Source organism: Sphingobium agrisoli, from assembly GCF_041877245.1.
In the GTDB taxonomy this organism is placed as follows: Bacteria; Pseudomonadota; Alphaproteobacteria; order Sphingomonadales; family Sphingomonadaceae; genus Sphingobium.
The window spans coordinates 285121-299679 of sequence record NZ_JBHDJI010000002.1 but is presented as its reverse complement, the minus strand read 5'-3'; the positions used below and the strand labels follow the sequence as shown (position 1 = coordinate 299679).

The 14559-nt window shown below is 65.6% G+C and carries 12 protein-coding genes; 10 read left to right on the top strand and 2 right to left on the bottom strand.

Features of this window, described 5'->3' with window-relative positions; all coding sequences use genetic code 11:
* The first annotated feature begins 73 nt into the window (after positions 1-73).
* Both ACETPF_RS05755 and ACETPF_RS05750 read left to right on the top strand, forming a co-directional pair.
* A complete protein-coding gene (locus ACETPF_RS05755; protein WP_373933366.1) occupies positions 74-1990 on the top strand; it encodes a pyrroloquinoline quinone-dependent dehydrogenase in 1917 nt (638 codons plus the stop codon).
* Between the two features lie 3 nt (positions 1991-1993).
* Positions 1994-2335 carry a hypothetical protein gene (locus tag ACETPF_RS05750; RefSeq protein WP_373933365.1) on the top strand — a complete coding sequence of 114 codons (342 nt, stop codon included), beginning with the start codon at positions 1994-1996 and terminating at the stop codon, positions 2333-2335.
* A 36-nt stretch (positions 2336-2371) separates the two neighbouring features.
* Here the strand turns inward: ACETPF_RS05750 and ACETPF_RS05745 are convergent, their stop codons facing one another.
* Positions 2372-3376, bottom strand: a complete 1005-nt coding sequence (locus tag ACETPF_RS05745; protein WP_373933364.1) for an SMP-30/gluconolactonase/LRE family protein — start codon at positions 3374-3376, stop codon at positions 2372-2374.
* A 35-nt stretch (positions 3377-3411) separates the two neighbouring features.
* Positions 3412-4323 (bottom strand): cupin domain-containing protein, encoded by a 912-nt coding sequence (locus ACETPF_RS05740; protein WP_373933362.1) that lies wholly within the window; start codon positions 4321-4323, stop codon positions 3412-3414.
* A 105-nt stretch (positions 4324-4428) separates the two neighbouring features.
* On the opposite strand from ACETPF_RS05740, the gene ACETPF_RS05735 reads away from it, so the two are divergent.
* From ACETPF_RS05735 to ACETPF_RS05700, 8 genes are all read left to right on the top strand, one after another.
* A complete protein-coding gene (locus tag ACETPF_RS05735) occupies positions 4429-5748 on the top strand; it encodes an MFS transporter (protein ID WP_373933361.1) in 1320 nt (439 codons plus the stop codon).
* A gap of 45 nt (positions 5749-5793) precedes the next feature.
* Entirely contained in the window at positions 5794-6759 is a 966-nt protein-coding gene (locus ACETPF_RS05730) for a cupin domain-containing protein (RefSeq protein ID WP_373933360.1), read from the top strand.
* A 138-nt stretch (positions 6760-6897) separates the two neighbouring features.
* The gene (locus tag ACETPF_RS05725; protein WP_373933359.1) at positions 6898-7449 is read left to right on the top strand and encodes a DUF4142 domain-containing protein; all 552 of its coding nucleotides are present in this window, start codon (positions 6898-6900) and stop codon (positions 7447-7449) included.
* A gap of 94 nt (positions 7450-7543) precedes the next feature.
* Positions 7544-8035 (top strand): hypothetical protein, encoded by a 492-nt coding sequence (locus tag ACETPF_RS05720; protein WP_373933358.1) that lies wholly within the window; start codon positions 7544-7546, stop codon positions 8033-8035.
* A gap of 339 nt (positions 8036-8374) precedes the next feature.
* Positions 8375-11371 carry a TonB-dependent receptor plug domain-containing protein gene (locus tag ACETPF_RS05715; RefSeq protein ID WP_373933357.1) on the top strand — a complete coding sequence of 999 codons (2997 nt, stop codon included), beginning with the start codon at positions 8375-8377 and terminating at the stop codon, positions 11369-11371.
* A 181-nt stretch (positions 11372-11552) separates the two neighbouring features.
* Positions 11553-13547, top strand: a complete 1995-nt coding sequence (locus tag ACETPF_RS05710; RefSeq protein WP_373933356.1) for a glycoside hydrolase family 97 protein — start codon at positions 11553-11555, stop codon at positions 13545-13547.
* A 100-nt stretch (positions 13548-13647) separates the two neighbouring features.
* A complete protein-coding gene (locus tag ACETPF_RS05705; RefSeq protein ID WP_373933522.1) occupies positions 13648-14247 on the top strand; it encodes a PadR family transcriptional regulator in 600 nt (199 codons plus the stop codon).
* 3 nt (positions 14248-14250) lie between these two features.
* Positions 14251-14529 (top strand): DUF2218 domain-containing protein, encoded by a 279-nt coding sequence (locus ACETPF_RS05700; RefSeq protein ID WP_373933354.1) that lies wholly within the window; start codon positions 14251-14253, stop codon positions 14527-14529.
* The last annotated feature ends 30 nt before the right edge of the window (positions 14530-14559 follow it).

Genomic DNA, 14559 nt, shown 5'->3' with positions numbered 1-14559 from the left:
TGCTAGCATTGCTCCTACAAAAGAACAACCGGGCTTGTCGATGAAGGTCGGACCCGCATTTTACCGGAGAGGCATGTCGTTGCAATTTTCCTCCCTCTTCCGCCGGTCTGCCGCACTGGCGTCGCTCCTGTCGCTGCCGCTCGCGCCGATGGCGGGCGCAGCGCCTTCGGCCGAATCGGACTGGGCCAGCTATGGCCGCGATCCGGGCGGCGCGCGCCATTCGCCGCTCAAGCAGATCACGCCGGCTAACGTCGGCACGCTGCGCCAGGCGTGGGTCTATCATATGCGGCCGGCGGGCGTCACCGCCGATACCGGGCCGATGCCCGACGGGATGCGGGCCAGGTTCGCCACCGGCTTCTCCGCGTCCGAGGCGACACCGCTGGTGGTCGATGGGGTCATGTATCTTTCGACGCCCTATAACCGCGTCGTCGCGCTCGATGCAGCGACCGGGCAGGAGCGCTGGGCCTATACGCTCGCCAACAAGGATCAGGCATCGACCCGCGGCGTCGCCTACTGGCCGGGGGTCAAGGGGAAGGGCGCACGCATCTTCTTCGGGACGCGATCGGGCAAGCTGATCGCGCTCGACGCCGCAACGGGCCAACTCGTCGCCGATTTTGGCGAGGCGGGCATGGTCAATATGAAGACGCCCGAGGTGATGAACGGCCTCAAGGCCGCGCCGCTGGGCATGAGCAGCCCGCCGGCCATATACAAGAATCTGATCATCACGGGCTCGCGCGTGCAGGAAATGCCGGTCAGGGGCGCGGCGGGCGACGTGCGCGCCTGGGACGCGCGGACGGGCAAGCTGGTCTGGACCTTCCACAGCATCCCGCGTGATGGGGAGCCGGGTGCGGACACGTGGGAGCCGGGCAGCGCCAAGGGACGGTCGGGCACCAATGTCTGGACCTTCGTTCAGGTCGATGAGAAGCGGGGCATCGCCTATCTGCCGATCGGCGCGCCGACCTTCGACCGGTGGGGCGCGGACCGCAAGGGCGCGAACCTCTATTCCAACTCGGTCGTCGCGGTGGATGCGGCTACGGGCAGGTATCTCTGGCATTTCCAGACCGTCCATCACGACATCTGGGATCTCGACCTGCCGACGCTGACGCTGATCGACATCAAGCGCGGCGGGCGGACGATGCCGGCGCTGGTGGCGATGAACAAGACCGCGATCATGTTCATCCTCGACCGCGTCACCGGCAAGCCGCTGTTCGAGGTCAAGGAAGTGCCGGTGCCGACCGAGACCGACGTGCCGGGCGAGCAGCCCTGGCCGACCCAGCCGATGCCGGTCGCGCCGCCGCCGCTGACGCGGCTGGCCTATACCGAAAAGGATATACTCGACATTACGCCCGAGCTGAAGGAACGGTGCGAGGCGCTGGTCAAGAAGCTCAACGTCACGCCGAGCAAGCCCTTTCAGCCGCTGCGGGCCGACAGCGCGATCAATTTTTTCCCCGGCAGCCTGGGCGGCGCGGACTGGGGCGGGGGGGCGTTCGACCCCAGCCTCAATCTCTATGTCATCAACCTCAATGAACTGGCGAGCCCGCAGCAGTTGGAACAGCAACCGGATGGCAGTTGGGGGATGAAGGGCGGCTATGCCTATTTCGCGGACATGGAGACGGGCTTTCCCTGCCACAAGCCGCCATGGGGCGAACTGGTCGCGGTGGATGTCGTCAAGGGCACGGTCGCCTGGCGACGGCCGCTCGGCGACACCGGGCACCCGCTGCTCAAGGACGCGGGCATCACCAGCGCGGGCGGGCCGTTCACGACCGCCGGTGGCCTCACCTTCATCGGCGCGACCAAGGACCAGCGTTTCCGCGCGTTCGACACGAAAACCGGCAAGCTGCTGTGGACCGCGGAACTGCCCGGTTCCAGCTATGGCACGCCCATGACCTATGCCGCGGGGAAACGGCAGATGGTCGCTGTGGTCGCCACCGGGGGCTTTGCTTTCACGCCCGCCACCAGCGATGCGGTGGTGGCCTATGCCCTGCCCTGAGGAATGACCATGCATAAGTTCGGACGGATCATCATGGCGCTCGCTTTGCCCCTCGGCGCGGCGGGCGCATGGGCGCAGCAGGCGCCTGCCCCCACCGCTGCCGCCGTCACTCCGCCGCCGGGGCCGGGCCTCGACCTCATCAACGAGCGGTGCGGCTTCTGCCATACCACCGCGCAGGTGTTTCAGACGCGGCGGAGCGAGACCGACTGGGCGGCGACGGTGCAGGGCATGGCGGATCGCGGGGCGGAAGTCTCGCCCGACGAGATCAAGACGATCACCGCCTATCTGGCGGCCCACTATGCCGCCGGGCCTGGCGCCGCCACCCCGCCTGCGGGCGGGCGCTGAGGCGGCGGGCGGCGAGTAAGGCCGCCCGCCCGTCCCTCATTTGGCCTTGGCGTAGAGGGGCAGCATCCCCTTCACCTTGCTGCGGAGCCGATAGATGCTGCTGCTGCCCGCGATATAGACGGTGCGGCCGTCGCCCGCAAAGGCGAGGTTGGCGGCGACCTCGGGCAGCTTGATCTGGCCCAGTATCTTGCCCTCGGGTGTCACGATGCGGATGCCGCCGGGGCCGGTCATCCAGATGTTTCCGGCGCTGTCGACCTTCAGCCCGTCCGGCCCCTCGCCGGCTTCGGTAAAGCGGATCAGCACGCGCGGGGCTAAAAGCGAGCCGTCCGCTGCGACATCATAGGCGCGGACATATTTGTCGGGGCCGTAATTGCCGACATAGAGCGTCCGGAAATCGGGCGAGAAGCCGATACCGTTGGGCAGCGTCATGTCGGTGATGACGGCGCTGAGCTGGCCATCGGCATAGCGGAACACGCCGTTGAAGGGCAGTTCCTTGGCCGGATCCTTGTCCATGCCGTTGATGAGGCCGAAGGGCGGATCGGTGAACCAGAGCGCGCCGGTCCGGTCATAGACGAGGTCGTTGGGGCTGTTGAGGCGCTTGCCCTGATAGTCGGTGATGAAGGGCGCCGGCTTCATGTCCTTGCCGACCTTGGCGACGCGGCGGCCGGACATCTGCGCCATCAGGACCGTGCCGTCGGGGGCAGGCACCATGCCGTTGGAGCCGATCGGCTTGCCGAGGGGCGCACCGGGGAGGCCGCCGGAATTGTCGACCAGTTCCTCAACCGTCCCGTCCGGCGAGACGGCGCGCATCTTGTCGCCGGTCACGTCCGAGAACCAGAGCCGCCCGTCGCGCCACATCGGGCCTTCGGTGAAGCCGAAGCCGGTGGCTACCCGCTCGATCGGGGTGCCGGGCGCGATGATGGCGTCGAGCGCCGGGTCGATCCGCTCGATCGACGGGGCGGGAGCGGGGGGCTGCGCCGCCAAAGGCGCTGCGGTCAGGAGCGTCGCTGCGAGCAGGGCGGCGCGAAGGGGGAAGGGCATTGGGTTGATATCTCCGTAGTTGGATAAGGGAGCGGTCAGCGGGCGGGGCGCATCCGCGCTTCGGCCTCGGCGCGGTAGCGGGCCTTGGCGGCGAGGTCGCGGGCGACGCCGATGACCATGAGTTCCAATGGGGCGTCGCCGGTCTGGCGGATGGCGCGGGCTTCGCCGAGATCGACCGGGACGGCGTCGCCCGCCTTGATTGCGGCGCGTTCCTGCCCGACCTTCGCCTCGCCAGCGCCGCCGATGACATAATAGACTTCGCTCATGTCGGGTTGGGTGCGGTCGGCAAGGCTCGATCCGGGCGGAAGCAGGATATGGTCGACATAGGACCATGGGGTCGAGAAGATGGTGGGGCCGAGCGCGCGGCGATGGAGCGCGCCGCCGGTCGCGTCGGGCAGGAGCGGGCCGGCGGGCTTCAGCAGGCTGCGGTCGAGGCGCATGGTCACGAATTGGGGGATGGGATCGAGCGCCACATCGGTGCGCGGGTCGCCCAGGTCGACATTGTCGTAGCTCTTGGTCATGCCGACATTGATGTTGAGCCATTGCAGCGGCTTGTCGGTCGGATTGTAGATGGCGTGGGCGTGTCCCTTGCGATCGGGCACCCCGGCCGGGCCGGCGATGCGGGAGGTGCGGCCGTCGATGGTGAATTCCGCCTCGCCATCCAGGATCACGAACATTTCCTCGCAATCGTCGTGGAAATGCTGGCCGATGCCGCTTTTGGGCGCGATCACGCCGCGATGGACGAAGATGAGATTGGTGCTGAGGGCCTCCTTCCCCAGCAACGGGCCGAAGTGCATCGATCCCGCGCCGCCATGGACGGCCGTCAGGTCGCGCATCTGCGCTACGTCGGTATGGCCGATCCGCTGGGCGAGGGGCGGGGCGGCGAGCGCGGTATTGTACAGCGAGTTGTACAGCAGAATCGCGGTAATCGCCCGACCCGTCCGCATGGATCATCCCCTCGTTTCTTGTCTGTTTACACGGACAAATATCCGTCGTAGAAAAAATCATATACTATATTGTCCGGCGTGCAAGCCGGCGTGGAGGGACGGGTGATGACGGCAGCTTCGCGATCGAGGGTCAGGCTGGGGCTGATCTTCCTGCTGTTCGTCATCAGCGCCATCGCCTTCCTCGACCGCACCAACATCTCGGTCGCAGGTGTCGAGATGCGGAAGGAATATGGCATCGACCAAGTCGAACTGGGCTGGGTCTTCAGCGCCTTCCTGATCGGCTATGCCCTGTTCCAGGTGCCGGCGGGGTGGCTGGCGGCGCGCTACGGCCCGCGCCTCGTACTGACAGGCGCGCTGGTCTGGTGGGGGCTGTTCACCGCCGCGACCGCGCTCATCCATCCGCAGGCGAGCGGCGGCCTGCTGCTGCTGGCGCTGACCCGGTTCGCGCTCGGCATCGGCGAATCGGTGGTCTATCCGTGCGGCAACCAGTTCCTGTCGCGCTGGATCCCGGCGCAGGAGCGGGGCAAGGCCAATGGCTGGATCTTCGCGGGCGTGGGCGCGGGATCGGGCATCACCCCGCCGCTGATCACGGCGATCATCCTGTGGGGCGGATGGCGCGCATCCTTCTATGTCTGCGCGGCTATCGGTCTGGTCGCCGCCGCCATCTGGTTCCTGCTGGCCCGCGACCGACCGCAGGATCACCCATCCGTGAACGCCGGCGAACTGGCGCATATCGAAGCGGGATTGCCGCCGGCTAAGGCCGCATCAAGCGCCCCGATCCCATGGGGCGCGATCTTTTCCAGCCGCAATGTCTGGGGCCTGTTCGTCAGCTACTTCGCCTTCGGCTATGTCATCTGGATCTTCTTCAGCTGGTTCTTCATCTATCTGGCCGAAGCGCGGCAGCTGGACGTCAAGTCGAGCGCCATCTTCTCGATGCTGCCCTTCCTGTGCATGACGTTCGGCTGTCTGCTGGGCGGGGTGATCAACGACCGGGTGTCGGCGCGCTATGGCCTTTATTGGGGGCGGTCGGGGCTGGGCGTCGTGTCCTTCATCCTGACCGGCATCTTCCTGGCCAGCGGATCGATGGTCGACAATGCGCCGCTTGCGGTGTTGATCCTGGCGGGTGGAGCGGGTGCGATCTACCTGTCGCAGAGCAGCTTCTGGTCGGTGACGGCCGACATATCCGGGCCGCACAGCGGGGTGGTGTCGGGCTTCATGAACATGGGGTGCCAGATCGGCGGCGCGCTCACGTCCACGCTGACGCCGATGATCGCGGCCCAGTTCGGCTGGACCGCCGCCTTCATCGCCGGGTCGGCGGTAGTGCTGACAGGGGTGCTGGCCTGGGTGATCGTCGATCCCGGCAGGCTGCTGGAGCAGCCCGGGTCTGCCGATGGCGATGTGTCGGGAACAGCGGTAGCAGTGTGACGCCGCCGACAATTTGTTGGACAAGAAAATCCGTAGGAGAGACATATGACCCCAGCCAAAGCCGCCTTGTTCCTGGGCGCGCCGTTGCTGCTGGCACTGGGCGGGGCGGCGCAGACCCAGCCGGCCGCCACGCCCCCCAAAGGGCCGCCGCCCGGCCGCCCGCCGATGGAGACCGGCTGGTCGCCCAAGCGGACCCCGGTGCGCGCCTATGACGCGCCCAACAGGCCGCACTGGAAGCTGGCGGACATAGTGGCGCGGCACAAGGGGCAGAAGAATTGGGTCCACCCGATCGTCCGCAACCGCGATCTGGAGGCGGACTGGCATCAGATGGCGCCGGGCGGCAGGACCGAGCCGCTGATGTATCCCGACAATGCGACGGCGTTGATCGTGTGGGGCGGGCAGTTGCGCGTCAGCATCAAGGGGCAGGAACCCTTCGTCGCGGTCAAAGGCGGGGAGGTGCACATCCCGTTCCGCCTGCCCTTCACGCTGGAGAGCGTCGGTCCGGAGCCTGCGCTGTGGCTGGAGGTGCATGGCGCGGGCGACCTGCCGCTCTATCCCACCGCGACCATGCCGCAGAAGCCGAAGGATGCGCCGGGCTTTACCTATGTGAAGGCGGCGCTGATGGGCGGGGACGGGGTCTATCGGCCGGAGGATCGGCCCTATCTCGATTATTACAAGGATGTGGTGAACGGCGGGCAGCGCGCGGGCGCGTTCATCGCGGGCGACCATCTGTTCGTGAACAATATTCGCGGCCCTGGCACGCCGACTCCGCCCGCCAGCAACCTTGGCCATTTCCACTTCGGCTATGACGAATTCTGGTTCGTGATGGAGGGAAAGATCGATTACCAGATCGAGGGCGTGCCCTTCTTCACCGCCGAGCCGGGTGACGTGGTGACGGCCGCGCAGGGGCGGTGGCACCGGGCGAGCTTTGGCGGCACGCCTGGGGTTATGGCGACGCGGGTGGCGATCAACCCCTATCCGCGCGGGCTGCATAGTTTCGAGGCGCATTGAGGATATTCGCGTCCCGCTAACCTATGCGGGGCGGCGATAAAGCCGGTGAGCATCCGGGCGCATTGACGGGCGCGGCGGCGAACGCGGGGCAGGGGCCTGGCGTTGGGCGCAGCGTGACAATCGTCAGGAGAATGTGCCATGAAAATGCTCGCCGGGCTGCTGCTCGCTGGATCGCTTAGCGCCGTTTCGCTTCCCGCCGGGGGCCAGACCCCGCCGCCGCCCCCGCCGGCGGAGGCGAAAACGACCGCCTCCGCCTATGTGAAGGCCGCCGGGATGAGCGACCTGTACGAGATCGATTCGAGCAAGATCGCGGTCCAGAAGTCGAAGTCGCCCGCTGTCCGCAGGCTGGCGGAGATGCTGATCCGGCATCATCAGCAGACGACCGCAGCGACGGTCAAAGCGGCCGGAAAAGCCGGCCTGAACCCGCCGCCGCCGGCGCTGGACGCAGGGCACAGCGCCTCGATCGCCGAATTGCAGAGCGCGTCGGCGGCCGATTTCGACCGCCTCTATCTGGCGCAGCAGGTGCCGGCGCATCAGGCGGCGCTCGACCTGCATCGCAGCTATGCGGCGAATGGCGACCAGGCGCCGCTGCGCATGTCGGCCAAGGCGGCTGTGCCGATCGTCGAGCAGCATCTGAAGGCTGCGCAGGCGCTCCAAGCGGGCGACCATGGCGCGCATAAGGGCATGTGAGCCGGGGTAATGGACCCCGTGCCTAACCCAGGTTGGTGACCGGCGGGGACCGCAGGCGGCGGGCGGGCGTTCATGGGGGCAAAGGAGTGTCCGCATGAACGACCGCAACGCCTTCCTGCAAGGACAGGGATCGCCGATCAAGGATGATGCGCCGCCGCCGACCCAGGGCTGGCGCGGCGAAGCGGTCGCGACCGAGCCGGCGGATGGAGGCGAGGCGCAGCGCCAGCCTTTGCCCGGTAGCGGCGCTAAGGTCGAATATGCGTCCGGTGTCGCCTTTGCCGAGGCGCGGGGGCTGGGCGGCGTGGACCAGGATGCGGAGGCTGAACCCGCTTCGCCTTCGGTGAAAAAGGCCGAGCATGGCGATGGCGTGGAAAGTCTGGTCGATGGCGGCGAGACCCCCGGCGGGCAGAGCGCTGGAGCGGCCTATCCCAATCCCTATGGGGGCAAAAAAGGCGACGGCCAGTTCGGCACCTTCATGGGCCATGGCGGGCAGTCCGAGATCGCCTATCACGGCCCCGGACATCTTGGCGAACGCGCTGTGGATGATGACGAAAACTGCAACGGCGTGACCGAGAAGGACGGGTAGAAACTAGCGTAGCCTGAAATCGGCAAGTGCCGGGGCACGATGCACTTACCCTGTTCGAAGCGCGGTCTTTGACAGCCGGCTTCGGCAGGTCGGCCGCCACATGGATATGATGCTGGTTCATTTCTAAATGGCTTCCCTATTGGAAAATATGACCGGCGGGTTAACCCTTTATTTTACTGTTGTAAAATTACAACCATCTGAATTTACACGGTAAAATCGATAACATACATCAGTTTACCCGTTCCCGCTGGCGGCGCAGTCTGTCCCTATCCGCGGTTCTTCGCGGTCGCACGGGTTGCAAACGGGCATCATCCGCCCATCCAGAAAAGGGACTGGACCTTGAAAAAATCGAAGATCAGCGCGCGCCTGCGCGCGGGCGTGGCGCCTGTCATTTTGAGCGCCATGTTGGCGCATGGCGCGGCATACGCGCAGGACCAGGCGCCGCAGGGGGCCGATGCCGAGGAAGGCGACACGATCGTCGTCACCGGATCGATCCTGCGTCAGACGGCGCGCGAGACGGCATCGCCCGTCACCGTGCTGTCGGCCGAAAGCCTCCAGCAGCGCGGGCTCAACACCGCGTCCGAAGCGCTCCAGCGGTTGAGCGCCAATGGCGCGGGCACGATTTCGAGCGGCTGGAACACCGGCAGCAACTTCGCGGCCGGCGCGAACGCCCCGGCGCTGCGCGGCCTGACGGTGCAGAACACGCTGTCGATCGTCGACGGGATGCGGCTTGCCCCCTATCCGCTGGCGGACGACGGACAGCGCAATTTCGTCGACTTGAACAGCATTCCCAACGCGATCATCGAGCGGATCGAAGTGCTGCGCGACGGCGCGTCGTCCACCTATGGCGCGGACGCGATCGCGGGCGTCATCAACGTCATCACCAAGAAGCAGATCCAAGGCATCCACGCCAATGCGTCGGCCGGCATTTCCGATCGCGGCGACGCGGGCGAGCGCCGCATCGACCTGACCGTGGGCTATGGCGACCTGGCCGACCAGGGATTCAACGTCTATCTGTCGGGCGAATATCAGAAGTCGGACGCGCTCTATGCGCGCGAGCGGGGCTATCCTTATAATTCGACGGACTTGCAGCGCATCTGCAACGAGTCCGGCAGCTGCATGGCGAACCATAACTGGAACGGCTACACGGCGGAATCGGGGACGTTCAACGGGCTGTTTTCCATCCCCGGTATCGGGCTGGTGCGGCCGGTCGCGACCGGGTCCAATGTGGGGGCGGGCCGCTTCTCCTACCTCAATCCATCGCTGGGTTGCGGCGACTATCCGCTCAACCCCAATATCGGCACCTCGCCCTCTGCGCCGGCGCAGGGCGTGTGCGAAGTCGATTACCAGAACGACTATCAGATGCTTCAGCCGCGCATCGAACGCTATGGCCTGACTGGACGCATCACCGCCAATCTGGGCGACAATGCCCAATTCTACGCGATGGGCACCTATTACCAGACCAACACGCTGGCGACGCTGACGCCGCTTGGCTTCAACGGAACGCCGGCCGCTTCGCCGAGCGGTCTGACGCCGCCCGCCTATAATGTGCTGCTGCCGGTCTATACCTGCGCTTCGGGGCAAGGAACCTTCGATGCGCTGGGCACCGGCTGCACCGCGGCCAACGGCGTACTCAACCCCAACAATCCCTATGCCGCCGCCGGGCAGCGCGCGCAGGTTCTGATCCGATCGCCCTATGCCCGCACCGACGAGACGCGCACCCGCGCGCTGCGGGCGGTTGCCGGGATCGACGGCAGCTTCGCCGACGACTGGCGCTACGGCGTCAACTTCACCGCGTCCGAAGTGCGGCTGAAGCGGTTCCAGGACAATTATATCATCCCGCAGCGGGTGATGGACGTGGCGGCGACCGGTGCGTTCAACTTCCTCGATCCGATGTCGAACTCGCAGGAAGTCTGGGACTATATCGCGCCGCAGAGCGTGACCACCTCCAAGTCGAAGCTGTGGCAGGTGCAGGGCACGCTGGCGAAGGACTTGTTCCAGCTGCCCGGCGGTCCTTTCCAGGCGGCGGTCGGCATCGCCTACCGCAAGGAATCGATCGATTCGCCGTCGGCCAACCCGGCGAACGACGAAAATCCCTATGATCGCTATTATTCGATCAACGCGGTGGGTGCCGAAGGGTCACGTAACGTCAAGTCGGCCTTCTTCGAGCTTCAGGCCCCGGTTCTGGACCAGCTGGAGCTGACGGCGTCGGGCCGGTACGACAAATATTCGACGGGCCAAGAGAATTTCTCGCCCAAGATCGGGGTCAAGTTCACGCCGATCCCCGAACTGGTCGTGCGCGGCACCTTCTCGAAGGGCTTCCGCATCCCGAGCTTCAACGAAGCGTTCGGGCTGCCGACCACCGGCTATGTCACGCGGCGGATCAATTGCGAAACCTATGCGGCCTTCTGCGCCGCGCATGGCGGACCCAATGCGCCTTATGTCACGGGCGATTACAGCGTCGGCCTGACCCAGTCGGGCAACGCGCAGCTGGACCCGGAAAAGTCGACCTCCTTCACCGCCGGTTTCGTGTTCGAACCGATCCGCAACGTCGCGTTCAACGTCGATTTCTGGCATATCAAGATCAAGGATCTGATCGTCGGCATCACCGATACGTCGCCTTATGAAAACGCCTACTATCTCAACAATGGCGTGGTCGACATTCCGGGCGCGACCGTCATTGCGGGCACGCCCAGCAACGACAATCCAGGCGCGCTGCCGCTGTTGGGGTTCATCCAGACGTCCTACCAGAACGCCAATTCGCAGACGGTGAGCGGCATCGATTTCGGCATCAACGCCAACTATGCGCTGTCGCCCGACGTCACTTGGACCAGCTCGCTGGATGCATCCTACCTGCTGAAATACAAGCTGAACGACGGCGGCAGTAAGCTGCGCTATGACGGTACGCTCAGCCCCTGCAACATCACCAGCTGCTCGGGCGCGCCCAAGCTGCGGGCGAACTGGCAGAACACGCTGACGTACAAGGACACGTCGGTTACGGTCACCGCCTATTATACCAAGGGCGTGGACACGGCGCAGATCGACTATGGCATGACCAAGGGCGATTGCACCGGCAACGTCGATCTCGGCCTTATTTCCTATGAGGACGGGACGCCGGTGCAGTGCAAGACCAAGGATATCTGGAACGTCGACCTGACGATCAACCAGAAGATCAACGACCACTTCACCCTCTATGCGAACGTCCTCAATGTGTTCGACATCAAGGCGCCGGTGGACGTGAACGCGGCCTATGGCATCTTCAACTACAACCCCGCTTTCGCCGGTCCGAACATCATGGGCCGCTTCATGCGGGTGGGGGCGAAGATCGACTTCTAAACGCACGCTATAACGATGAAGGGCGGCCCTCCCTTGCGGGGTCGTCCTTCCCCTTGACTGGCGGTGGTGCGCGCCAGGTCCAGCCGACACTGGACCTGCCGCGCGCCGCCGCCACTTTTTTCGTCCCTCTTGTCAGCCGCGCCGCCGCCGCTACGGTAGCGCTAACAAGATGGGAGAGACGATGCGGAACATCCTCTATGCCGCCGCCGCTTTCGCGGGCGTGACCGGGGCCATAGCGCAGCCGGCGAGCGATATTGGGCTCGCCAGTCCCGACCAGCGGAACCGCATCGACCTGAGCGTTGCCGATGGGAAGCTCCGCTATACCGTGTCACGCGACGGGCGGGCTTTGCTCTCGCCCTCGCCGATCGGCATGGTCACCAGCCAGGGGCCGCTGGGCGGAAGCGACCTGGAGGTCGTCGGCACCGAGCGCGCCAGCGTGGACGACATCTATCGCCCGGTCGTCGGCAAGGCGGCGCAGGTGCCCGACCGCTATGAGCAGGTGACGCTGCACCTTAAGCGCAGGGCCGACGGGGTGGTGTTCGACCTGATCGCGCGCGCCTATGCCGATGGCGTTGCCTATCGCTTCGTCGTGCCGCCGCAGGATCGGTTCAAGGCGATCGACGTCTATTGGGAAACCACGGGCTTCTACTTTCCGGCGGACTATGATTGCTGGGGCGCCAATGCGGGCGTCCATGCGAACAGCCATGAGTTCGAGTATGACCCGGTCAAGGCGTCGCGGATGCGGAGCTTCCACCTCTATGACGCGCCCCTGCTGTGCAGCACGGGGAAAGGTGGGGCGACCTTCGCGCTCGCGGAAGCCGACAAGCGCGATTATGCCGGGGCCTATTTCCGGCGGCGCGGCGACGGGGGCCTGGGCGTCAACATCAGCCTGACGACGCGCACCGACAATGCGCAGGACGGCGCGGGCTTCAAGACGGCGGTGCGCGCGTCGCTCAGCGACGGGCCGCTGGTGACGCCGTGGCGCGTGATGATGCTGGGCGATACGCCGGGCGACCTCATCCCGTCCAACCTCATCAGCCTGCTCGCCGAGCCATCGAAGATCGCCGACACAAGCTGGATCAGGCCGGGCAAGGCGGCTTGGGACTGGTGGAACGGCTGGGCGGTCGATGTGCCGCAGCCGGGCGTCAACACCGCGACCTACAAGGCCTATATCGACTTCGCGCAGAAGATGGGCCTTGAATATGTCCTGATCGACGAGGGCTGGTACAAGGGCAGCAGCGAAGCGCCCACGCCCGCCGACGTGACCGTGCCGATCCCGGCGGTCGATCTGCCCGGCCTCGTCCGCTACGCGCAGGAGCGGGGTGTGTCCTTGTGGGTCTGGCTGCAATGGAAGCAGCTGGAGCGGCAGATGGACGACGCGCTCGCCCTCTATGCGGCCTGGGGGATCAAGGGGATCAAGGTCGATTTCATGGACCGCAACGACCAGGAGATGGTCGCCTTCTATCACCGCATCCTGTCGACGGCGGCGAAAAGCCGGCTGATGGTCGACCTGCACGGCGCCTATCCGCCCGACGGCCTCGCGCGGACATGGCCCAATTATATGACGCAGGAAGGGGTGCTGGGCGCGGAATATAACAAGTTTGGCACACGCATCACTGCGACGCACAATGTCACCTTGCCCTTCACGCGCGGGCTGTTGGGGCCGATGGACTATACGCCGGGCGGCTTTCATGCGGTGTCGCCGGCCGAGTTCGCCGGCGAGGTGCGGCTGAAGCGGCCCTTCGTCCAGACTACGCGGGGGCAGGCGCTGGCCATGTATGTCGTTTACGACAGCCCCTTCGTGATGCTGGCGGACAGCCCGGATTCCTATATCGGCGCGGATGGCGCGCTGACGCCGGGTTCGGATTTCCTGAAGGACGTTCCGGCGAACTGGGACGAGACCCGGTTCCTCTCCGGCGCGATCGGCGAGCATGTCGTGATCGCGCGGCGCAAAGGGGCGACCTGGTATATCGGCGCGATGACCAATGAAAGCGGGTGGAAGGTGCGCGTGCCGCTCGATGCACTCGGGGCGGGAAAGCGCTGGCGCGCGCGGCTGTGGCAGGACGGGGCGGACATGAACAGCCTGCGGACGGGCGCGGTCGAGGCGCGGGGATCGCTGGCGCTGACGCTCGCACCATCGGGCGGGGCGGTCGCGGTGCTGACGCCGGCCGACTAGCGGACTATCGCAAGATTGATAAAGATATATCGTAATTCTTGACGCGGCTAATTTTTAAGATATATCTAGACGCATCATGAAACAGACAGGATTTATCCAGATGCGCCATCATCGCGCTTTTCGCGGCCATAGCGGCCATTTCGCTTTCCCCCATGGATTCGGTTCGAGGCCGATGGGCGACGATGCTTTCGGCCGGAACGGGCCGCGCGGCGGGGGCCGGGGCGGGCCGGGCGGCGGACGCCGCCGCATGTTCGACAATGATGCGCTGCGGCTCATCCTCCTGAAGCTGATCGCCGACGAGCCGCGCCACGGCTATGAGCTGATCCGCGCGATCGAGGCGCTGTCGGGCGAGGCTTACGCGCCGAGCCCCGGCGTCGTCTATCCGACGCTGACCCTGCTCGCGGACATGGAACTGATCGCCGAGCAGCCGGGGGAAGGCAGCCGCAAGCGCTTCGCCATCACCGATGCGGGCATGGCGCAGCTTGCCGAGCGCAAGGCGGAGCTGGAGGCGGCGCTCGGCCGGCTCGCGGCGCTGGCGAAGAAAGCGGAGCGGACGGACGGCGGCCCGGTGCGCCGGGCGATGCACAATCTGCGCTTCGCGCTCCAGAACCGGCTGGAAAAGGAAGGGGCGGACGAACAGACCCTGTTCGATGTCGCCGCCCTGATCGACGAAGCCGCCACCAAGATCGAAAGGCTCTGACCCATGGCCGTTACCGCAACCGTTCCCACCGCCCATGCCAGCCGCTATCTCCAGCAGCTTTCAAAACATTGGAGCCACAAGTTCGAGGTCAGCTTCGACGCGGAGAAAAGCGCGATCGCGTTTCCGATGGGAACGCTCCGCATGGAGGCGGCGCCCGATGCGCTGATCGTAACGCTGGAGCCGACGCCGGAGGCCGATGTCGGGCGGTTCCAGCAAGTGGTCGCCGATCATCTCGACCGCTTTGCCTTCAAGGAAGCGCCGTTGGCGTTTGATTGGAAGTAACAATGCCTTTCACCCGTTCGCCCTGAGCCT